Origin of the sequence: Nonomuraea sp. NPDC005730 (assembly GCF_040630865.1) — a bacterium.
Classification (GTDB): Bacteria; Actinomycetota; Actinomycetes; order Streptosporangiales; family Streptosporangiaceae; genus Nonomuraea.
On sequence record NZ_JBEXYK010000001.1, the window covers coordinates 448,120 to 469,462 of the forward strand.

The 21,343-nt window shown below is 70.5% G+C and carries 16 protein-coding genes; 5 read left to right on the top strand and 11 right to left on the bottom strand.

Annotated elements, in window-relative coordinates; genetic code table 11:
- Nucleotides 1–200 precede the first annotated feature (200 nt).
- On the top strand, nucleotides 201–1,166 hold the full coding sequence (locus tag ABZ444_RS02095; protein WP_357991371.1) for a hypothetical protein: 966 nt from the start codon (nucleotides 201–203) through the stop codon (nucleotides 1,164–1,166).
- Between the two features lie 118 nt (nucleotides 1,167–1,284).
- On the opposite strand, the gene ABZ444_RS02100 is transcribed toward ABZ444_RS02095, so the two are convergent.
- The 9 genes from ABZ444_RS02100 to ABZ444_RS02140 form a co-directional block, all read right to left on the bottom strand.
- Nucleotides 1,285–2,886 carry an FAD-dependent monooxygenase gene (locus ABZ444_RS02100; protein WP_357991374.1) on the bottom strand — a complete coding sequence of 534 codons (1,602 nt, stop codon included), beginning with the start codon at nucleotides 2,884–2,886 and terminating at the stop codon, nucleotides 1,285–1,287.
- A 1,222-nt stretch (nucleotides 2,887–4,108) separates the two neighbouring features.
- The gene (locus ABZ444_RS02105) at nucleotides 4,109–4,399 is read right to left on the bottom strand and encodes an MTH1187 family thiamine-binding protein (protein WP_357991377.1); all 291 of its coding nucleotides are present in this window, start codon (nucleotides 4,397–4,399) and stop codon (nucleotides 4,109–4,111) included.
- Nucleotides 4,400–4,762: 363 nt separating this feature from the next.
- Entirely contained in the window at nucleotides 4,763–5,092 is a 330-nt protein-coding gene (locus ABZ444_RS02110; protein ID WP_357991380.1) for a hypothetical protein, read from the bottom strand.
- 10 nt (nucleotides 5,093–5,102) lie between these two features.
- Nucleotides 5,103–5,780 (bottom strand): uracil-DNA glycosylase, encoded by a 678-nt coding sequence (locus ABZ444_RS02115; protein ID WP_357971023.1) that lies wholly within the window; start codon nucleotides 5,778–5,780, stop codon nucleotides 5,103–5,105.
- Between the two features lie 69 nt (nucleotides 5,781–5,849).
- The gene (locus ABZ444_RS02120) at nucleotides 5,850–7,223 is read right to left on the bottom strand and encodes a M1 family metallopeptidase (protein ID WP_357991383.1); all 1,374 of its coding nucleotides are present in this window, start codon (nucleotides 7,221–7,223) and stop codon (nucleotides 5,850–5,852) included.
- 82 nt (nucleotides 7,224–7,305) lie between these two features.
- The gene (locus ABZ444_RS02125; protein WP_357991386.1) at nucleotides 7,306–8,205 is read right to left on the bottom strand and encodes a carbohydrate ABC transporter permease; all 900 of its coding nucleotides are present in this window, start codon (nucleotides 8,203–8,205) and stop codon (nucleotides 7,306–7,308) included.
- Complete coding sequence (locus tag ABZ444_RS02130) at nucleotides 8,202–9,575, bottom strand: ABC transporter permease subunit (protein WP_357991389.1); 1,374 nt, start codon at nucleotides 9,573–9,575, stop codon at nucleotides 8,202–8,204. Before ABZ444_RS02130 ends, ABZ444_RS02125 begins: the two co-directional genes overlap by 4 nt.
- 12 nt (nucleotides 9,576–9,587) lie before the next feature.
- On the bottom strand, nucleotides 9,588–10,916 hold the full coding sequence (locus tag ABZ444_RS02135) for an ABC transporter substrate-binding protein (RefSeq protein ID WP_357991391.1): 1,329 nt from the start codon (nucleotides 10,914–10,916) through the stop codon (nucleotides 9,588–9,590).
- An 8-nt stretch (nucleotides 10,917–10,924) separates the two neighbouring features.
- On the bottom strand, nucleotides 10,925–12,172 hold the full coding sequence (locus ABZ444_RS02140) for an ABC transporter substrate-binding protein (RefSeq protein WP_357971027.1): 1,248 nt from the start codon (nucleotides 12,170–12,172) through the stop codon (nucleotides 10,925–10,927).
- A 130-nt stretch (nucleotides 12,173–12,302) separates the two neighbouring features.
- Between ABZ444_RS02140 and ABZ444_RS02145 the strand changes: the two genes are divergently transcribed.
- From ABZ444_RS02145 to ABZ444_RS02155, 3 genes are read left to right on the top strand one after another with little or no spacing between them, the layout of a single operon-like run.
- Nucleotides 12,303–12,809, top strand: coding sequence for a PadR family transcriptional regulator (locus tag ABZ444_RS02145; RefSeq protein WP_352349944.1), 507 nt, complete (start codon nucleotides 12,303–12,305; stop codon nucleotides 12,807–12,809).
- A complete protein-coding gene (locus ABZ444_RS02150) occupies nucleotides 12,806–13,534 on the top strand; it encodes an ABC transporter ATP-binding protein (RefSeq protein WP_352349946.1) in 729 nt (242 codons plus the stop codon). The genes ABZ444_RS02145 and ABZ444_RS02150 overlap by 4 nt, the downstream gene beginning before the upstream one ends.
- Nucleotides 13,531–15,801 (top strand): FtsX-like permease family protein, encoded by a 2,271-nt coding sequence (locus ABZ444_RS02155; RefSeq protein ID WP_357991394.1) that lies wholly within the window; start codon nucleotides 13,531–13,533, stop codon nucleotides 15,799–15,801. Before ABZ444_RS02150 ends, ABZ444_RS02155 begins: the two co-directional genes overlap by 4 nt.
- Before the next feature lie 17 nt (nucleotides 15,802–15,818).
- Here ABZ444_RS02155 and treS read toward each other — a convergent pair whose 3' ends face one another.
- Together treS and ABZ444_RS02165 are read right to left on the bottom strand one after the other, a co-directional pair.
- Nucleotides 15,819–17,513: a maltose alpha-D-glucosyltransferase gene (gene treS, locus ABZ444_RS02160; protein WP_357991397.1), complete on the bottom strand. Its 1,695-nt coding sequence runs from the start codon at nucleotides 17,511–17,513 to the stop codon at nucleotides 15,819–15,821.
- A gap of 264 nt (nucleotides 17,514–17,777) precedes the next feature.
- Nucleotides 17,778–19,400: an asparagine synthetase B family protein gene (locus tag ABZ444_RS02165; protein ID WP_357991400.1), complete on the bottom strand. Its 1,623-nt coding sequence runs from the start codon at nucleotides 19,398–19,400 to the stop codon at nucleotides 17,778–17,780.
- Nucleotides 19,401–19,516: 116 nt separating this feature from the next.
- Here ABZ444_RS02165 and ABZ444_RS02170 point away from each other — a divergent pair, with 116 nt between their 5' ends.
- On the top strand, nucleotides 19,517–21,328 hold the full coding sequence (locus ABZ444_RS02170; RefSeq protein ID WP_357991403.1) for a hypothetical protein: 1,812 nt from the start codon (nucleotides 19,517–19,519) through the stop codon (nucleotides 21,326–21,328).
- The last annotated feature ends 15 nt before the right edge of the window (nucleotides 21,329–21,343 follow it).

The window sequence follows — 21,343 nt, forward strand, 5'->3', positions numbered from 1 at the left end:
CTCGCCATCTCCCTCGCCACCCCCCGGCCAGACCCTCGCCATCCCCTGGCCGGGCGGTGCTGCGCAGGCGTTTCCGGGGGGCTGTCCACAGGCTGGGGGTCGGTCGGTGTCTTGTCCCCAGAACGGCGTTCGGCCGCACCGGGGCGGGCCGGGTTGCGGATCCTGGGTGCCTCACCACGTTTCGAAGGCGAGGCACCCCCATGAAGATCGTTCTGCCGCTCCCCGCCATGCTGACCTCACTGTTCGTCGTAGCCGTGGAGCACCTGCCGTTCGACGTCGACACGTTCGTGCCCTGGCGGGTCCCCGGGGCGTACCGGAAGGCGGCCCGTGACGCGCTCGAAACCCCGCCGTCCCTGACCGTCACCCATGCCCCCGCCCCCTGGCGCCCGGCCGGGCTCACCCTCACGGGCGACGAACGACGGCGGCTGCGCCGAGCCGGGCAACACGTGCTGGTGTCCACCACCGCGCCCCCACGCCGCCTGCCCGGCAACGTGCAGACCGCCAGAGCCGTCGCCCGCGCCCTCGCCCGCCAGTGCGACGGCCTGCTGATCGACCCGTCGACCGCCTCGGCCGTCCCGGCCTGCCCGAGGTCGCCGGGCGAGCCAGGAGACTTCCGCCTCGGCGACGACTGGCTCACCTGGGACGTGCAGATGCGCGACGACGCCACCTGCCCTCCATGGGACCCGTCCGAGACGGCCGCCTGCGACTGCCTGCGCGTCACCTCGCGCGGCCTGAGCCGCTTCGCGCTGCCGGAGATCACTCTCGACGGCGCCGCCTGCGCCCACAGCCTGTGCGCGACCGCCCTCCTCCGATCGGTGGCCCATCGCCTGGTCGCCGACCAGCTCGCCCATCTGCGGGCGCACCCGCTGGCCACCTGCCACGAGATCGACGACCTCCTGCGGATCCGGCCGTCCGGCGCCCTCCGGGGCGTCCCGCCGTTCGGCGTGCGGCTGACCCCGTGCGACGCCGACCTCGGCGAGCCGGGCAGGTCGGGCGCCATCCGCCGCCTGAAGGTGGGCCCCGCTCCCGGCTGCGGCCGGCTCACCCGTCTCAAGGTGGGGCCGCCGTCCGGCTTCACCGGCTCGGTCAACGACTGGCTCCGCACCACCGGCAGCCTCGACCTGACCTCCGTCGACCAGCCCGCACGCCCGGCCCTCGCCGCCTGACCTCCGCCCCCGCGAGACGGCCAGACCCCTGGAGGACGAACGTGCCTCCCCGCCCATGAGCACGTTTCACGACCCCGGCGAACGTCGTTGGGGCGCCGGTCCGGTGAGAGGCAGGTGGTCAGCGGTGCAGGATCCGGGTGAGGGCCTGGTCGAGGGTGGACATGGGGTCCGCCGTGGGGCGAGGGGCGCGCCAGGCCACATACCCGTCGGGCCGCACCAGGACTGCGCCGCCTTCCCGCACCCCGTACCGCTCCCGCCAGCGGCCCTCCACGTCCACCAGCTCGTCGTCCACCAGGATGCGGGTGAGCTGCACGCCCAGGCGCTCCTTGACCACGCGGCCGGCGTCCATCCAGACCTGGCCGCCGCTCTTGTCGGCCAGCAGGACGAAACCCGAGCCGAACAGGTCGATGGTCGAGATGCGCTGCCCCTCCCAGTCGAGCACGACGTGCGGGGCGCGGCTGCCGGGGCGGCCGCTCGGGGTGCGCGGGTCCTCCAGGAGCGAGCCGTCGTCGCCGGGCTCCTCCAGGACGGCGGCGGAGTGGTACCGGTAGCCGAGCATCGCCTGCAAGAAGTCCTCCAGGGGCTCGGGGTAGTCGGAGCGCTCGTCCACGGGCATCCGCACGCTGAGGTTGGCGAGCTGGGCGTCGGCGGTAAGGGCGCCGATCGGGCGGCGTTCGGCGTCGTAGGTGTCCAGGAAGCCGGGGCCGGCCTGCCCGCTGATCACCAGCCAGAGGCGCCAGGCGATGTCGCAGCCGTCCTGGAGGGCGGTGCTGCCGCCCTGGCCGCCGGTGGGCGGCATGGTGTGGGCGGCGTCGCCGGCGAAGAAGACGCGTCCGGCGCGGAAGGTGTCGGCCACGACGTGCGCCAGGCTGAACGTCGCCGTGTCCAGCACCTGCACGTCCAGGTCCGGGATGCCGGTTCCGACGCGGATGAGCTCGACGCAGCGTTCCTCGGTGAGGGCGTCGGCGCCGCCGTCCGGGGAGGGGGCCTGGTTGATGCCGAGCACGTGCGCGCCGACACCCGTGCCGGTCACGATGACGCCGGTGAACGCGTCGTTGTGCAGGTACCAGACGATGACCTCGCGCTCGTTCACCAGGCCGGTCAGGTCGGCGTCGAACATGATCGAGCGCATCTGCACGAGGTCGCCCCTGCCGGAGGTGGGCACGGCCAGCCGCTCGCGCAGCGTGCTCCGGTGGCCGTCGGCCGCTACCACGTAGTCGGCCCGTACGATGCTCTCTTCGCCGTCGGCAGCGCGGATCACGGCGGTGACGCCGTCGTCGTCCTGGTCGAGGGAGATCAGCTCGGTGGAGAAGCGCAGGTCGGCGCCGAGCTCGTCGGCGTAGGCGCGCAGCACCCGCTCGACCTCCGACTGGGGGGCGCCGATCCGGGGCACGGGGGTGAGGTCGGCGAGGGCGTCGAACTCTCCCGTGTCCTCGAAGATCATCTGCGGGTCGGGGTCGGCCAGCGTTTTGGCGATCGCGATGCGCATGGAGTCGCCGATGCCGATCCAGATGTCGGCGAACGTCTGCTCGATCCCCGGCAGCGGCCGCAGCAACTCGACGGCCCGCGGTCCCATGCCGAACGCCTTGGGCTGGATGGACGTGCTCGGGTGCCGCTCGACCAGAATGACGGGCACTTCGCGCCAGGCCAGCAGCGCGGCAGCGCTCAGGCCCGCGTACCCGCCGCCGACCACCAGCACGGGCACTCGCTCTTGTCTCATTGCCTCCACCTCCGGGCACACGTAGTATCGCGTTCGCTGATCAAGCGACACGATATGTCGCGTCTACAGAGACGGTCAAGACATATCGCGAACCCTCATTCATCGGAGCTCTCAGACTGCCTGGAAGCACGACGCCTTCCGGGCACGGGATCAAACGGGCGGCGTCCGCCCCGCCCGCGGGCCGAGCAGCACCGACATCGCCAGAAGGTCAGGCTTGAAGCACTTCATGGCGACCTTGGGCGCCACGTGCCCGCTACGGGGTCGCCGCGCCACGTGCCCTCTACGGGCTCGCCGCGCCCCCATGTGGCCGCTCCGGGGCTCCGCACTACGTGCCCGCTACGGGGACTCCGCATCAGTGTTCGCCGCAAGGGCTGTGCGCCACCTGCCACCTACGGGAGACTTCCCGCCCTGTGTCCGTCGCGGGGGCTGCGTGCCACGTGCGCGCTACGGGGCTCCTCGTCACGTCCCGCATGGGGGGTTCTCGCCACGTCCCGCCGTCGGGGCTGCTTGCGACGTGCCACGTGCCCGCTGCGGGGGCTGCGTACCATGTGCCCGCTTCGGGGCTCCTCGCCATGTCGCGCCATGGAGGGTTCCTGCCACGTCCCGCTGCGGGGGCTCCTCACCGTGTGCCCGGCTGCGGGCTCAAGCCGGGCCACCGCGGACTGCGGGCGTCACGTTACGAGCATGCGGCCGAGAGCTCCGGGGCGGTGCGGGTTGTCGCAGTCGCAGGCCGACTACCGTCTTCCCGACCGGACGGCCAGATGCCGATGGCGAACGGCTTCTGGGCGGTCAGCTGTCGAGATACAGGCCGGGTGTCGGTTTTCGGATGGGCGGGCGCCTGGGTGTCGGGCGCCGATTGGATGTCGGCCTTCTGGAGGGCGGTCGAGTGCCGGGCACCGGCCAGGGGTCGGTCCCTGGGCCCGTGGTCGAGTGCCGGGTGCCGGGTGCCGTCCTGGTGTCAGTCCGGGCGGGCGGCTGGGTGTCCAGCGCTGGCCGGGTGTCGGCGTTCTGGCGGGCCGTCGGGCGCCGGCTGGCCGAAGCGCCCGGTTACCCGTTCACGCTGGCGTTGTCGGCCGAGTGGTGGTGGGTGCCGGGCATGGGGCAGGGGCCGGTTCTGGGCCGGGCGGTGAGGTGTCGAGGTGCTGGCTGGGGGCGGCTTCTGGGGGAGCGGCTTGGGGCTGAGGTGTTCTGCTTGGGGGGCTTGGCGGTGGGAGGGGGTGGGTCAGGGGAGGTGGCGTTCGAGGCTTTGGAGTTTGGTGGTCATGCCGTCCGTCACGCCCGGGCGGAGGTCGGCCTTGAGGACCAGGCTGACTCTCGGGGCGACCTCGGAGACGGCGTCGACCGCGCGCCTGACGACGTCCATGACCTCGTCCCACTCGCCCTCGATCGTGGTGAACATCGCGTCCGTGTGGTTGGGCAGGCCGCTCTCGCGGACCACCTTGACGGCGCGGGCCACCGGTTCGGCGACCCCTTCGCCGACGCCCAGCGGGGTGATGGAGAAGGCCACGATCATGGCGACAGATCCCTCGGAGAACGGAAAGAGCCCGGACGAGACGATCGTAGCCGGGGCGAAGAGCCACGACGCGGGTGGGGCGTCGTGGCTGATCGCCGTACGTCAGAGGTCACGACGCGGTGGGGCGCCGTGGCCGGCGCCGTGCGACGGAGCCGCGGCGCCGATGGTGCGCCGTGGCCGGTAGCCGTACGTCAGAGGTCACGGCGCGGATGGTGCGCCGACCGGTCGACGTATGTCGGAGGTCACGGCGCGGATGGTGCGCCGACCGGTCGACGTATGTCGGAGGTCACGGCGCGGGTGGGCGTCGTGGCCGGTCGACGTACGTCACGTCCCGTCACGACACGTCACGTCATGTGCGAAAGGTCACGCGTGGTCGTGGCCGTGGTGGTCCTCGTCCTCGTCCTCGCTCGGCCCCTCGGACGGCTCCACCCCGAGAACGGCCTCGCGCGGCTCGATCTCGGTGATGTGGTCCACGAGCTGCAGCACGTGGTCCGGCTCGATCAGCCACTGCAGCGCGGAGGCGCCGGTCTCGTCGGAGTTGACGAGGTCGGCCTGCTCGGAGCGCTCCTCGTCGCTGAGGTCGGCGTCGGGATGCCGGATCTCGGCCAGCGCCGCCGCCTGCAGCGCGTTCACGTCGAGCACCTCCACGGTCAGCTCGACCGTAAGGCGCAGGTATTTCGGTTCATCACTCATGGCGACGATGCTAGGGCAGCTTCCACTCGACAGGTGCGGCGCCTTGCTGGGTGAGCAGCTCATTGGCGCGGCTGAACGGCCGCGAGCCGAAGAAGCCGCTGCGCGCCGACAGCGGGGACGGATGCGCCGACTCGATACGCGGCACGCTGCCGAGCATGGGCGCGAGGTTGCGGGCGTCGCGGCCCCACAGGATGGCGACCATCGGCTTGTCGCGGGCCACGAGGGCGCGGATGGCCTGCTCGGTGACCTGCTCCCAGCCCTTGCCCCGGTGGGAGGCGGGCTTGCCCGGCATGACGGTCAGGACCCTGTTGAGCAGCAGCACGCCCTGCTCGGCCCACGGGGTCAGGTCGCCGTTGGCGGGGCGGGGGAGGCCGAGGTCGGACTCCATCTCCTTGTAGATGTTGAGCAGGCTCCCGGGCAGCGGCCGCACCTCGGGCGCCACCGAGAACGACAGCCCGACGGGGTGGCCGGGCGTGGGGTAGGGGTCCTGACCCACGATCAGCACCTTGACGTCGTCGAAGGGCTGGTTGAACGCGCGCAGGACGTTGGGGCCCGCGGGCAGGTACTGCCTGCCCTCGGCGATCTCGTTGCGCAGGAACTCACCCATCAAGGAGATCTGCTCGGATACGGGCTCAAGAGCCTGAGCCCATCCGGCTTCGACGACTTCATGCAAAGGACGACCGGCCATGGCCGTGAAGCTTATCTAGGTCTGGTACGGCTTGCCGCCCAAACGGACGCGCAGGCCGTACCGGAATGATCACAACGACGGCTTGCCGGGCTGGAAGAGCCAGACGTCGAAGAGGGCGTCGAGCTGCCTGCCGGACACGCGTTCGGACAGGGCGACGAAGGCGGCGGTGTCGGCGTTGCCGTATTTGTGGTCGTTCGCCCAGGTGCGCAGGATCGTGAAGAACACGCTGTCGCCGACGGTCCGGCGCAGGACGTGCAAGGTCGCCGCGCCGCGGTCGTAGACGGGGTCGTGGAAGAGCGCGGCGGCGCCGCCGGGGTCGGCGGTGGGCGTCTGCCAGAACTCGTCGTCGGCGGGCCTGGCGTAGACGCCGTCGAAGGACGTCTGCACGGTACGGCTGCCGATCTTCTCCAGCCAGAGCCATTCCGCGTACGTCGCGAAGCCCTCGTTCAGCCAGATGTCCCGCCATAACGAGGGCGTCACCGAGTCGCCGAACCACTGGTGGGCCAGCTCGTGCGCGAGCAGCGACTCGCCGGGCACCACGGGGTAGATGGGCCGGGTCTGGGTCTCCAGGGCGTAGCCGACGTTCGGCTCGTGGTCCACGATCCCGCCGGTGGAGGAGAAGGGGTACGGGCCGAAGAGCGAGCTGAAGTAGTCCAGGACGGGGGCGTGGCGGGCGGCGAAGTCCGTCGCCTTGCCGGCGAGCTTGGGATCCACGGCGGTGATCACCCGGTAGCCGCCGGACCTGGTGTCGGTGAGCTGGAACCTGCCGATCGACACCGTGGTCAGGTAGCTGGCCATGGGTTCGCGGGCGTCCCACACGTAGGTGGTTCGGCCGCCGGCCGACGTCCTGGCCACCAGGTCGCCGTTGGCCACCGCGACTTTCGTGCTGGGCACGGTCACCGCGAACCGGTACGTCGCCTTGTCCGACATGTGATGGTTGCCGGGGTACCAGGTCATCGCGCCCTGCGGCTCGTTGGCGTTGAAGACGCCGTCGCTGGTCCTGATCCAGCCGTCCCTTGAGCCGTCGGGGTCGAGGACGTGGGTGGGCCTGCCGTCGTACCGGACGACGACGGAGAAACCCTGTCCGGAGACCAGTGCGGCGGCGGGGGTGACGACCAGTTCGTCGCCGCTGCGGGTGAAGGCGGCGGGCCTGCCGTCCACGGTGACCGAGCGTACGGACAGCGAGCCGGACAGGTCGAGGTCGAAGCGGCTCAGCGCCTGGGTGGCGCGGGCGGTGACGGTGGCGACGCCGGTCAGCATGTTGGAAGAGGGGTCGTAGTCGAGGGCGAGGTCGTAGTGGCCGGCGTCGTAGCCGCCGTTCCCCTGACCGGGGAAGTAGGGGTCGCCCGCCCCGGGCGCGCCCGGGGCGCCGCCGAGCGCGGCGGCGGGGGTGAGGGGGAGGGAGATGAAGGCTGCTGCGGCGAGGGCGAGAAGACGCTTCATGCACAATCATCGGAGGTCCGGAAGGACGTGTTACGGGCGCCCGCCTGCCCCCCTCGGGAGGCGGGCGCCCGCAGGGAATGGCCTACTTGACGGAACCGGCCATCATGCCCTGGACGAAGTACCGCTGGAAGGCGAAGAACAGCACCAGCGGGATGATCAGTGACAGGAACGCCCCGGAGGAGAGGATGTCGACGTTCGATCCGAACTGCCGCATCTGGGACTGCAGGGCCTTGGTCATCGGCTGGTTGTCGGTGTTGGCGAACACGAGCGCGATGAGCATGTCGTTCCACACCCACAGGAACTGGAAGATGCCCAGCGAGGCGATGGCCGGCTTGCCCAGCGGGAACACGACCTGGGCGAAGATCTTCCACTCCGGTGCGCCGTCCATCCTGGCCGCCTCCAGGAGCGAGGCCGGGATGCCGACGAAGAAGTTGCGCAGCAGGAAGATGGCGAACGGCAGGCCGAACGCCGTGTGGAACAGCACCACGCCGGGGATCGTGCCGAAGATCCCGACACCGCCGTAGAAGGCGGCGACGGGGATCAGCGCGATCTGGATCGGCACGATCAGCAGGCCCACCACGACCAGGAACGCCGTGTCCCGGCCGCGGAACTCCATCCACGCGAACGCGTACGCCGCCATGGCCGCGATGCCGATCACCAGGATCGTGGTCGGCACGGTGATGGCCACCGTGTTCCAGAACGACGAGGTGAAGCCGCTGGCCAGCAGGTTCTTGTAGTTGGCCAGGGTCAGCTCGGCGGGCTTGGTGAAGATCGTCCACCAGCCCTCGGCGTTGTTCACCTTCACCGTGCGCATGGAGACGACCAGCAGGCCCAGCGTCGGCACCAGCCAGAACAGGCCGAGCACGATCATGACCACCTGGACGGCCCCGCCACCGAGGCGGTCCACGATCCTGCTCGCCAGGCCTCTGCTCGGCGCGCCCGACTCCAGTCCGTGAGACGCGTTCACGGTCGCGGTCGTCATGTGTCTTCCCTTCTGAACCGGCGGATGTTCATGATCATGAAGGGGAGGACCAGGATGAGCAGGAACACCGCGAGTGCGCTGCCGAGCCCCTGGTTGTTCCCGCCGCCGAACGAAACGCGCCACATCTCCAGCGCGACCACGTTCGACTGCGGCTGAACCGAGGCCGGCGCGATGATGTAGACCAGGTCGAAGACCTTCAGCGTATTGATGATCATCGTCACGAAGACGACGAGCAGCACCGGCGACAGCAGCGGCACGGTGATCCGCCGGAACACCTGCCACTCGGTCGCGCCGTCGATGCGGGCGGCCTCCAGGGCGTCCCGCGGGATGGCGGCGAGGCCGGCGGCGATCAGCACCATCGCGAACCCGGCCCACACCCAGACGAACGCGCCGATGATCGCCGGCGTGATGAGCGTCTGGCCGAGCCAGGTCAGGCCGCCGTAGCTGGCCTGGAAGTTCGACTCCGGCAGCCGTACGACGTAGGAGCCCGCGGGCAGGCCGTCGAAGCGGAACGTGCCGTCGTCGGCGGTCGTGGCGGTGCCCGCCACCTTGCCGTTCTGGACCGCCTCGACGGTGATGCCGGGCAGGCCCTTCTCCGTCGGGTCGACCGCGCCGCTCTGGCCGCCGCCGCCCTGGGTGAAGTCGAACCAGACGGTCCCGGACAGGCCGTCGCCCGAGGGGGCGCGGGCGGTCTGGGCGTTGGACGGCATGGTCTGCGGCTTGACGCCGACGATCGGGATCAGCACCGGCCGGCCCGCCTGGGCGGGCTCCTTGGTGACGACCGCGCCGTTCTGCTCGGTCACGGGAGACCCGTCGCCGCCGCGCGGCCGGGCCTCGGGGTAGCCCTTGGAGGAGGAGAACGTGTCGTGCACGGTGGTGAGCACGGCGTTGGCCAGGCCCTTGTCGGGGCTCTCCTCGTACACCAGGCGGAAGATGACGCCAGCGGCCATCAGCGAGACCGCCATGGGCATGAACACGATCAGCTTGAACGCCGTCGCCCACTTGATGCGCTCGGTCAGCACCGCGAAGATCAGGCCGATCGTGGTGACCACGATCGGCGCCACGACCACCCAGATGAGGTTGTTGCGGATCGTGACGAGCATGCCGTCGTCACTGAAGATCGTTGCGTAGTTGCCCAGCCCCACGAACCCGCTGCCCGAGGCGTCGAACAGGCTGCGGAAGATGGAGTAGACGATGGGGTAGACCACCCAGACGCCGAGCAGCAGGGCCGCCGGCAGGAGGAAGGCGATGGCGACCGCCGGCGATGGGCCGAGGCGTCGTCTCTTACGGGGGGTTTCAGCCGGTCCTGCGGAAGGCCCGCCCGCGATCTTCGCGGGCGGGGCCGCCGGGCCGTCCAACCGTTCGGTCACGGCCTTACCTCTTTACTTCCAGGCCTTCTTGGCCTCGGCCTCGAGCGCCGCCTGGGCGCCCTTGACGTCGCTCGGGTTGCGCAGGAAGTCCTGGAGGACCTTCCACTCGCCCTTGCCGTCGGTGCCGCCGAAGGCGCTCGGGGCCAGGTCCGACATGTCGTAGCGGACGGCGTCACCGGCGGAGACGATCGTCTGGCCGAGCTGCTTGGTCAGCTCGTCGGGGTAGTTGTCGGGGGAGACGTTCTTGTTGGGCGACAGGTAGCCGGGGAGCTTGGCCCAGATCTCGCCGCCCTCCTTGGAGGCCAGGAACTGCACCAGGGCCATCGCACCGGGGGAGTCCTTCATGACCACGGCCACGTCGCCGCCGAGCACGACCGGGGCGGTGTCGCCGGCCTTCGGGAACGGGAAGTACTTGGCGCCCTCGCCGACCTTGGCGCCGTCCTGGGTGGCCTGGGTGGCGACGAAGTCGGCCTCGATGACCATGGCGGCCTTCTTGTTGCCGTAGACCTTGGTCACGCAGCTCGGGAAGTCGGTCTGCAGCGCGCCGGAGGCGCCGTCGAGCACGAACTCCTTCTTGCCCGCGATCTGCGCGATCTTCTCCAGGGCGGTGGCGACGCTGGCGTCGGTCCAGGGGATCTCGTGCTTGGAGAGCTTGTCGTAGTTCTCCGGGCCGGCGCTGGACAGGTAGACGTTCTCGAACAGGTCGGTCAGCGTCCAGCCGGAGGCGCCGCAGAGGGAGAAGGGCGGGGTGCCGGAGTCGGCGATGGTCTGGCCGGTCTTGATCAGCTCGTCCCAGGTCGTCGGCACCTGGACGCCGGCCTCCTCGAACGCCTCGGAGCGGTACCAGACCAGCGACTTGTGCGCCGCCTTGATCAGCACGCCGTACACCTTGCCGTCGGCGGAGCCGAGTTCCTTCCAGTACGGCGTGTAGTTGGTGTCGATCTCCTGGGTGACCTCGGCGGACAGCGGCTTGAGCGCGTCCTGCTTGGCGTACTGCTGCACCAGACCCGGCTGCGGCAGGATCGCGACGTCCGGCGGGTTCTTGCCCTGGATGCGCGGGCCGAGGTAGGCGCCGGTGTCCTCACCCGTGGAGGCGTAGGTGACGGTGGCGCCGGTCTTGTCGGAGAAGGCCTTGAGCACCTGCTCGAAGTTCTTCTGCTCCGCGCCGGTCCACTTGGCCGCGACCTCCAGCTTGACGCCTTCGAGCGTCTTGGCGCCGGCGGCGGAACTGGCCGGCGCCGACTCCGAGGCGGTTGGGGTCGTCGTCGTCGGGGCGTTGCCGCAGGCGGCGACGGCTACCGCGAGCCCTGCCAGGACTACTGCTGCTCTGGCTTTACGCATGGCTTGCCTCACTGGGTTCTGATGATCTCTTCGAGTTCTGACTTCATGGAGGCCGCGACGTCGTCGGCGGACTCGTTCTCGGGGTCGGCCAGGGCCTTGGCGACCGAGCTGGCGATCACCAGGCTCACCTGGTTGTAGTTGGCGCTCACCGGCCGTGGTTTGGCGGCGAGGATGCTCTCCTTGAGCACGGGCAGGTACGGGAACCGCTTGATCAGGGCCGGGTCGTCGTACAGCTCGGTCCACACCGGCGGGAAGGAGCCCTCGGTGAGGACGCGGCGTTCGTTCTCCAGGCTGGTGAAGTAGCGGATGAACTGCTGTGCGGTCTGCTGGTGCTTGGAGTAGGCGCTGACGGCCAGGTTGATCCCGCCGAGGGAGCTGGATCCCTGACCGTTGAGTCCGGGCAGCCGGGTCACCGCGAAGCGGTCGCCCAGCTTGGCCCTGGCCGGGCCGTAGGCGTGCGGCCAGTTGCGGGCGAAGGCCAGCTTCCCGTCCTGGAAGGCCAGCCGGGTCTCCTCCTCCTTGAAGGTCAGCGAGTCGCCGGTGATCCAGCGCTCCCGCAGCCCTTGCATCAGGAAGTCGAGCGCGATCTTCCCCTTGGCCGGATCGAGGGTCACTTCCGTGCCGTCGTGGTTGAGAATCTGCCCGCCCGCCGACTGCACTGCCTCGGAGAAGTTCACCGTCAAGCCTTCGTAGGCCAGGAGTTGGGCCGCATAGCCTCCGATGTCCCGCTTTTTCGTTACTTCTCGCGCTTTATCGCGAAGTTCCGCCCAGGTCTGCGGCGGCTTCTTGATGAGATCGGTCCGGTAGTAGAGCAGTCCCGCGTTGCTGGTGTACGGGACAGCCCAGAGCTTGCCCTTGTAGACGGCCGTGTCCACGACGGGCGGCAGGAACCTGTCGAGCGGGAACAACCCGCGCTCCAGGGGGATGATCCAGCCGTTCTCCGCGAACTCGGCGGTCCACACCACGTCGAGCCCCAGCACGTCGTAGCGGTTGCTCTGAGCCTGGAGGTTGGCCACCATCTGGGCGCGTTGCTCGTCGGCGGCCTCGGGCAGCTCCAGCAGCGTCACCTTCTCGGCCGGGTGGGCCTGGTTCCAGCGGTCCAGCAAGGGTTGCAGGTACGCCGTGGTGTCGCGTCCGGTGGCGAAGGTGATCGGGCCTGTGCCGCCCGTTCCCTTCTCGCCGCTGCCCTCGTCACCCGCCGCCGTGCATCCGGCCGCCAACACGACGACCAGAACGAACGAAAGCGGGCGCAGCACTCTGTTTCCTCCACAATCAGCGGGGTTACATACGTGTTAGGTAGATGCATTCATGTTATGCACACCTGTAATCTGATGGTCAACGGATACCTACGTAACGCTCACGTAACACAAAGCGGGGAGGTGAGGCGTGCGGCTTCACCTGCTGGCGCTCCTGGCCAAGGAACCGGCCCACGGCTACGAGCTCAAACAGGCCCTTGAGCAGACGTTCGGCAGCGCCTACCCCTCCCCGAACATCGGGCAGATATACGTGACGCTCGGCCGGCTGGAGAAGGACGGGCTGGTCAGGGCCGTCGACGTCGAGCAGTCCAACCGGCCGAACAAGAAGGTCTACTACCTGACCGCCAAGGGCCGCGACCTGCTCACCATCTGGGTCGACGAGCCCACCGAAGGGCCCAGGGTGCGCGACGAGTTCTTCATGAAGCTCGTGCTCGCGCCGCTCACCGGCATCGCCGACCGGATGGCGCTGATCAGTCGCCAGCGCCGCCACTACCTGTCGCTCATGGGCGACCTCAACGACCTGCTCTCCCGTACGGAGCCCACCGACCGGGTGGCTCTGCTGCTGATCGAGGGGGCCATGCTGCACCTCCAGGCCGATCTTGACTGGCTGGAGCGATGCCAGGAGGATCTGGCATGAGCTCGGTCCTGAAAACGGTCAATCTGGTCAAAATCTACCAAGATGGCGCAGTGCCGGTGCCGGCCGTGCGCGGGGTGGACCTCCAGGTCGAGCCGGGCGAGTTCGTCGCGGTGATGGGGCCGTCCGGCTCGGGCAAGTCCACGCTCGTGCACATGCTCGGCGGCCTCGACGCGCGCACCAGCGGCGAGATCTGGCTCGACGGGCAGCGGGTCGACACCCTCTCCGAGAGCGCCTGGGCGCTGCTGCGGCGCAAGAAGGTCGGTTTCGTCTTCCAGTTCTTCAACCTGGTCGCCAACATGACCGTCGGCGACAACGTCGAGCTGCCCGCGCTGCTGGCCGGGGCCTCGCCCAAGGTGGCGCGCGAGCGGCGCGAGAGCCTGCTCGGCGCGCTCAACCTGGCCGACCGCGCCGGGGCCTCGCCCGCCCAGCTCTCCGGCGGCGAGCAGCAGCGCGTCGCGCTGGCCAGGGCCCTGGCCAACAAGCCCAGCCTGCTGCTGGCCGACGAGCCCACCGGCAACCTCGACAGCCGCAACACGCGCGACGTGCTGCGCCTGCTCAGCGACGTGCACAAAGAGGGGCAGACGATCGTCATGGTCACCCACGACGCCCGGGTGGCGGGCCTGGCCGACCGGCTGGTGTCGCTGTTCGACGGCGAGATCGTCGACGACGGGCGCATCGCCCGCCGCCGCACCCGTACCGCCGGCGAGGTGATCGACCTCCGATGAGCACCACCCTGGCCGGAAGCCGGTGGATCAAGGCCGACCTGCGGGCCAGGAAAGGCCAGGCGGTGCTCACCGTGCTGGTCGTGGCCGGGATCGTGGCCGCCCTGATCACCGCGGCCACCCTCCTGGAGGACGGCACCAACCCGTGGCGCAGCCTGTCGGCCCAGACCGACGGCGCCCACGTCTGGGTCTACACCGACGATGACCCCGACGTCGCCCTCGGCGGCATCGACGGCGTCACCGGCACCGCCGGCCCCTACCGCTCGGCCCCCGTCACCGTGGCGCAGGAGGGCAAGAAGGAGCCCGCGTCGCTGCGCGCGATGCCCGCCTCGCCGCCCCGGGTGGCCCATCCCGTGCTGGCCGAGGGCAGGTGGCTCGACGGCTCGCAGCCCGACGGCGTGGTCGTCGAACACTCCTTCGCCAGGTCGCTGGGCCTGGCGATCGGCTCGCCGTTCACCGTCATCGCGCTCAACGGCGAGCGCCACACGCTGTACGTCCGCGGCATCGCCGACTCCGCCGACCAGGGCTTCTACCCTGAATGGACCCCCGGGCTGGCCTGGGTGCTGCCCGCCACGCTCGACCGCGTCGAGCCCATGCTGGGCCGCAGCGAATGGGTCACCGGGCTGAGACTGTCCGACCCCGACGCCAGCCAGGTCGTGGCCCAGCGCGTCGTGGTGATGCTGGAGGACAAGCTCCAGCGCGTCTACACCTGGCGCGAGGTCAGGGCCGCGATGGAGCTGGACAACCGGCTGCTCGGCACGCTGCTCGCGCTGTTCGGCGTGGTGGGCATGGTCGCGGCGGCGCTCGCGCTGGCCAACGCCGCCGGTGGCCGGGTGCTCGGCCAGCTCCGCGACCTGGCCACGCTCAAGTCGATGGGCTTCACCGGCGGCCAGGTCGCCCTGCTGCTCCTGGTCGAGCACGGCGCGCTCGGCCTGCTCGGCGTCGGTCTCGGCGCGCTGGCGGGCTGGGGGGCGACGGCGGTGGTGCTCGGCACGTACTCGGCCGCGCCGGTGCCGGTGCTGGCCATCGTGGCGGGCACGGCGCTGGTCGTCCTGGGCGCGGTGGGGGTGCCCGCCTGGCGGGGCGCGCGCACGCCGCCGATCCCCGCCGTGCCGGCCTCGCCGCCGCGCGGCCACCTGTCCCGGCTGGCCCGGCTCGGCCTGCTCGTACGCCTTCCGCCCGCCCTGATCCTGGGCACCCGCGACGCCTTCACCAGGCGCGTGCCGGCGTTCCTTACGGCGTTCGGCCTGGCCGTGCCGATGATGATGATCACGATCGGCCTCGGCGTCTGGGCCACCCTCGACAACTTCCTCAGCCACCCCGAACAGGTCGGCCAGCACGCCAGCCTGTACGTCCGCCCCGGCAAGCAGATGGAGTCGGCCGAGGCCCAGCGCATCGCCGAACGCGACCGCGACGTGCGCTCGGTCTACCCGGGCACCGACGTGAACGCCCTGGCCCCGGGCGAGGCCCGTTCGGTCCGGGTGCGGGCGGTCGGCAGCTCGACCGACCCCTACCCGTTCCCCGTCGTGGAGGGCAGGGGCTACACCGAGCGCGGCGAGGCGGTCGCCGGGCAGGGGCTGCTCGACCTCCTGGGGGTCAGGATCGGCGACCGGGTGCGCCTGACCGTGGGCGGCTCGCCGCTGATCGTCCGGATCGTGGGCCGTACCGTCGAGCCCGACCTGGACGGCGAGGTGCTCTCGGTGGGCCTGGACAGCCTGGCGGCCAAGGACTCCGTGCCGCCCCAGTACTACGCGCTGGCCCTGCGGCCGGGCGCGGACAAGGCGGAGGTGCGGGCCCGGCTGCTGGCCGAGTCGGCGGAGGGCCTCGACGTGCAGGCCGCGGTCAACCCGGCCGACCGGCTGGCGATCATCAGAGTGGTGATCGTGGCGCTGATCGCCGTGCTGGCCCTGATCGGCCTGGCCAACCTGCTCACCGCGAGCGCGATCGGCCTGCGCGACCACGCCTTCGACCTGGCCGTGCTCAAGGCCATGGGGCTGACGCCACGCCAGGTCATGGCCACGCTGGTGACCGGTACGGGCCTGCTGGTCGTGCTCGGCGTCGGCGCCGGCACGGCGGTGGGGGCGTCCGTGGTGGTGGGGCTGATCGACCTGCAGGGTCACACGAGCGGCGTGGGCGCGGGCATCGGCCGCGCGCCCTCGCCGGTGACGCTGGCGGTGGCCGTGCTGACGGCCGTGGGCACGGCCCTCGCGGTGGCGCTCATTCCCGCCCGCCGCGCGGCCCGTGCCCAGGTGCCCGTCACTTCACGCTGATCCCCTCGGGGCTGTGCTCAGTCCCCGGGCTTCAGCGCGAACCAGTAGAAGCCATGGCCCGGCAGGGTCAGCAGGTAGGGCAGCTCGCCGATCTTCGGGAAGCGCACCCCGCCGCGGGCCTCGACCGGCACCATGCCCTCGAACCTGCGCAGGTCCAGCTCGACGGGCTGCGGGAACTTCGACAGGTTGTTGACGCAGAGCATCACGTCGTCGCGGTCCTCGCGCACGTACGTGAGCACGCACGGGTTGGAGGACCACATTTCGGTGTAGGCGCCGAGGCCGAACACCGGGTGGTTCTTGCGGATCTCCAGCATGCGCCGGGTGAAGTGCAGCAGGGAGCCCTCGTGGCGCTGCTGGGCCTCCACGTTGACCGCCTGGAAGCCGTAGATCGGGTCCATGACGGCCGGCAGGTAGAGGCGGCCCGGGTCGGCCGAGGAGAACCCGGCGTTGCGGTCGGGGCTCCACTGCATCGGCGTGCGGACCGAGTCGCGGTCCTCCAGCCAGATGTTGTCGCCCATGCCGATCTCGTCGCCGTAGTACATGACCGGCGAGCCCGGCAGCGACAACAACAGCGCCGTGAACAGCTCGATCAGGTCCCGGTTGTTGTCCAGCAGGGGCGCCAGGCGACGCCGGATGCCGAGGTAGGCCCGCATGCGCGGGTCCTTGGCGTACTCCTTGTGCATGTAGTCGCGCTCTTCCTCGGTCACCGTCTCGAGCGTGAGCTCGTCGTGGTTGCGCAGGAAGATGCCCCACTGTGCCGTGTCGGGCAGCTTGGGGGTGCGGGACATGATCTCGGAGATCGGCTCGCGGGTCTCCTTCTTCACCGCCATGTAGATGCGCGGCATCAGCGGGAAGTGGAAGGCCATGTGGCACTCGTCGCCGCCGGTGGTGGGGTCGCCGAAGTACTCCACGACGTCCTCGGGCCAGCCGTTGGCCTCGGCCAGCAGCACCCGGTCGGGGTAGAGCCGGTCGACCTCCGAGCGGATCTTCCTCAGGTACGCGTGCGTCTCGGGCAGCCCGGAGCACGCCGTGCCCTCACGCTCGAACAGGTACGGCACCGCGTCCAGGCGGAAGCCGTCGATCCCCAGGTCGAGCCAGAACCGCAGGACCTCCAGCATGGCCTCCTGCACCGCCGGGTTGTCATAGTTCAGGTCCGGCTGGTGGTGGAAGAAACGGTGCCAGTAGTACTGCTTGCGCACGGGGTCGTACGTCCAGTTGGACTCCTCGGCGCCGATGAAGATGATCGGCGCGTCCGGATAGCCGGTGGGCTCGTCGGACCAGACGTAGAAGTCCCCGTAGGGCCCCTCCGGATCATGCCTGGAGGCCTGGAACCATGGGTGCCTGTCGCTGGTGTGGTTCATGACCAGGTCGGTGATGATCCGCAGGCCCCGCTCGTGCGCGGCCTCGATCAACTGGACGAAGTCTCCCAGGTCGCCAAAATCCGGAAGGATCTTCATATAGTCCGAAATGTCATAACCGCCATCGCGCAGCGGGGACTCGTACAGCGGCAGCAGCCAGAGGCAGTCGACGCCGAGCCATTCCAGGTACCCGAGCTTCTCGATGAGACCGCGCAGGTCGCCCGTGCCGTCACCGTTGGAGTCCTTGAACCCCCGGACGAGAACCTCGTAGAACACCGCCCGCTTGTACCATCGCGGATCTTCCGAGACGAAAGCCTCAGAGATCGACTCAGGTGATGGGGATGCGTTGATCATGATGTCGCTCACAGGAAGAGATGTGGGCAGGACGAAGTCACCGGTTACCCCGGCGTTCTTAGCTGGTGACCGCGCCGCGTGGAGTCGTCATCCCTGCGAACTCCATGCCCTCGAACGAGACCGGATTTGTGATCTGGTGCCCGTTTGTTGCGGCGCTTACGGGCCGAACACTACCAGCCCGGTGGCTTTCCGGAACCCGCTTCTGCTGTGCGACGTGTAATACCCGCGAGATCCGTATGTAATCGCCCTGTTACCCAGAGTTCACTAAAAAGGTGCGGTGACGTCCGGGAGGTCGTTCTCGAAGTCGTTCAGCCAGAGACCGAAAAGCACCAGTCCGCGCACCCAGAAGCGGTCGTTCCAGCCGTTGAACCGGGTCAGCGCGTCGGGCCCGCCGGCGATCACCTCGTGCAGCTCGTCGGAGAGCATCCCGGGCACGCGCCGGGCCACGACTTCGAGCATCCCGTGGGAGTAGGCCCGCGCCGGCGCGGCCGTGGAACGCAGGGGCACCCGCTGGAGCGGCTGCTTGACCACGTTCGTGGAGGGCAGCGCGGCCACTCTCGGGTTGGCCGCGTGCAGCACCTCGCGGTAGAAGCGGCCCTTGTCCTTGCGCGCGACGCCGACGCTGAGCGCGGCGTCGAAGAAGGCGGGGTGGATGAACGGCGCCGCGAACGACGCCTCCGGGCCCACCAGGTTCACCGCCGAGCGCGCGATGCCGCGCACGGTCCTGGTGTGCAGCACCGACAGCGGCAGCTCGGCCCGGTGGCCGTGGAGCATCGAGGTGGCCGCCGCGAACTGCTCGCGTACGGTCTCCTCCATCCACTGCGCGGCGGCCTTGGACAGGAACGGCTGCGCGGGCGCGCCCAGCGACAGCGAGCCCAGCAGCGCCGCCGACCGCTCGGCCTGCGTCCTGGCCTCCAGCGCGGCGCCGCTGACCATGAAGTTCTTCAGCAGCGGGCCGCCGGCCAGGCCGTCGACCAGGATGCGGCCCGCGCCGTGCACCTCCTTGGCGAACGGCGCGTACCAGGCGTGGTGCGGCGTCAGGTACTCCAGCCGGCGGGCCACCCCGGCGGCGTCGCCGGGGTAGGCGGCGGCGTCCTGGGTGACGACCCGGTGCGGGATGCCCAGCTCGCGGGTGATCGCCCTGGCGAAGGCGATGTCGGTGTCGGTGCCGTCGTCGGGGCTGGTGGTCCACGACTCGACGTCGGCGCCGCGGGCCATGGCCACGCCGGCCAGCAGGCGCGAGTCGTAGCCGCCGCTGACCGGCACGAGCAGCTTGCGGCCGTCGTAGTCCTCGTAGACGTGGTGCAGCAGCTCCACGATCTCCTCGGGGCTGGTCCACGCCTCGTAGGGCTCGGTGCGCAGCCAGCGCGGCAACCGGCGCTCGGTGGCCAGACGGCCGTGCTCGAACACCAGCGCGCTCGACCCCGGCAGCCGCCTGACCTCCCGGTACGGGGTCGCCTCGCCCAGCGGGAACGTCACCTGGATGATCGAGGCCCAGGCGGCCCAGTCGATCTCGATGGCCACCAGGCTGAGCAGCGGCTGGATCAGCGAGGAGAAGTAGACCGCGTCGCCCTGGCGCACGTAGTAGACGTCGACCAGGCCGAGCGCGCCCGCGTGCAGCGTCACCCGTGCGCCGTCGCCGATCAGGCCGGGCGTCTCGTACGTCTCCGCGACCGTGATCCAGTCCTCGGCGGCGGCCGGCTTGCGCTCGGCCCACGAGAACGCGAACGCGCCGCCCGCCCGGTGGTACGGCGGCAGCGGCGCGGAGCTGAACAGCGCGGCCTCGTCCGTCTGGAGCGCGGGCCGCACCTTGGGGCCCGCGGCGGTGAGTTTGCCCAGTATGGAGGTGTCGATCCGGCCGAGAGCGCCGCATACGTAGGGTCGCACGTTGAACTGCACCGGATCTCATCCCTTCGAGACGCTTCCTGCAAAAGAGTATCCTTTGCCGGGCTGAGAGAGCGGAGGTCCGGTTGTCTACCGAGCTGGAAAGCACGCGTCGGGCGTTGCGGGAAGCTGTCGCGCAGGCCGAGCGCGCGGCCGAACTGGCCAGGCTGCTGGACGCCGCGCAGTCCAGGCTGGCGGCCGCCGAGGAGAGCGCCGAGGAGGCCAGGAAGCTGGCCGAGCGGCTGAGCGAGGCCGAGGAGCGGCTGGAGGCCGAGCGGGCCGCGGCCGACAGACTGCGCAAGGAGCTGGCCGAGCAGCGCTTCCAGGCCGAGGTGGCCAACTGGAAGCTGTCCTCGATCAAGGTCGCCCGCTGGAACCGGCTCGGCGACGCCATCAAGAGCGGCAAGAACAACCCGATGCGCCTGGCCAAGGGGCTCAGGGGCGCGGCCAGGCCGGTCAAGCGGCCCAGCGCTCCCAAGCGCCGGCCGGTGGCCGTCCAGGGGGCCAAGGAGGCGCGTCCCGGGGCGTCGTTCCAGGCCACCAGCACGACCAGGACGCTGGGCGGGGCCTCGTTCAAGCTCAAGCCGTACCGGATCCCCACCGGGCCCAACACCCGCCCGCACCTGACGGCCGCCGTCGTCGCCGATCCGCACGTCGAGGCGCTGCTGCGTTACGAGTGGCGCCAGACGACCGGGTTCACGCCGCGCGACTTCGCCCGCGTGCTGCCGCTGGAGGTGCCCCACCTGCTCGTGGTGGAGTCCGTCACGCAGGGGCCGTGGCTGGAGGAGCTGACCGGCGAGCCGGGCGAGGGGCTCAGGGCGCTGCTGGCCTGGTGCGCCGAGCGCGGCATCCGTACCGTCTTCTGGCACACCCAGGGTGACGTGGCCGACTACGCCGCCGCGGCTGGGCTGTTCGAGCACCGCTTCACCAGCGACACCACGGTCCCGTGGCCGCGCCTGCACTTTGGCGTGCAGCCCCGGGTGCACAACCCGCTGCCGCTGGCCGGCGGGCGGGTCGACCGGGTGCTCACGCTCGACCAGCTCCTGCCGCCGCACCTGGCCTATCCCGACGTGCTCACCTCCTACCGCTGGCCGGCCGCGGCCGACTGCCCGCCCGGCACGCCGCAGTGGCGGCTGGCCGAGATCGCCGCCTGCGGCACGCCGATCGGCACCGAGCCGGACTCGCGGCGGGCGCACGTGGCGCTGCGCCGGGCCTACGGCACGGGGACGATGACCGAGCGCGTGGACGAGCTGCTGGAGGCCGTCGGCCTGCCCGGCGCCCGCGCCACCCTCGACACCTCCGTGCTGCTGCCCATCCTCGACCCGTCGCTCATGGAGCACGCGCTGGCGCAGGTGGCCAGGCAGACGGGCGTGGCCCAGGTGATCGTCATCGGGCCGCCCGAGGCCGAGCTGCGCGCCCGCGACGTGCTGACCGACGCCGAGGTGCTGTACCGGCGGCCCCACCCCGCCATGAGCGAGGGCGCGATGCTGGCCAAGGGCCTCGACCTGTGCGAGGCCGACCTGGTCGCGGTCATGGACCCGCGCGACGTCTACGGCCCGCACTACCTGTCCGACCTGCGGCGGGCCTTCCTGTTCAGCACGGCCGACATCGTCGGCAAGGCCGCCTTCTACGCCCACCTGCGCAAGCCGCAGGCGACCCTGCTCAAGCAGCCCGAGGCCGAGTACGCCTACCTCCCCGAGATCGCCGGGGCCACCCTGCTCGCCCGCAGGAACGCCCTGCGCGAGGTGGGCTTCGCCGACCTCACCGAGGGCTGGGACGAGGTCATGATGCGCCAGTGCCGCACCGACGGCGTCAAGGTCTTCTCCGCCGACCGGTTCGGCTACGTGCGGGTGCGCAACGAGGACCGCTGGCTGCTCGGCGCGGCCCAGCTGGTCGAGTACGGCTCGGCGGAGCCGCACGCGCTGATCTGACGCCTACGCTGAGGC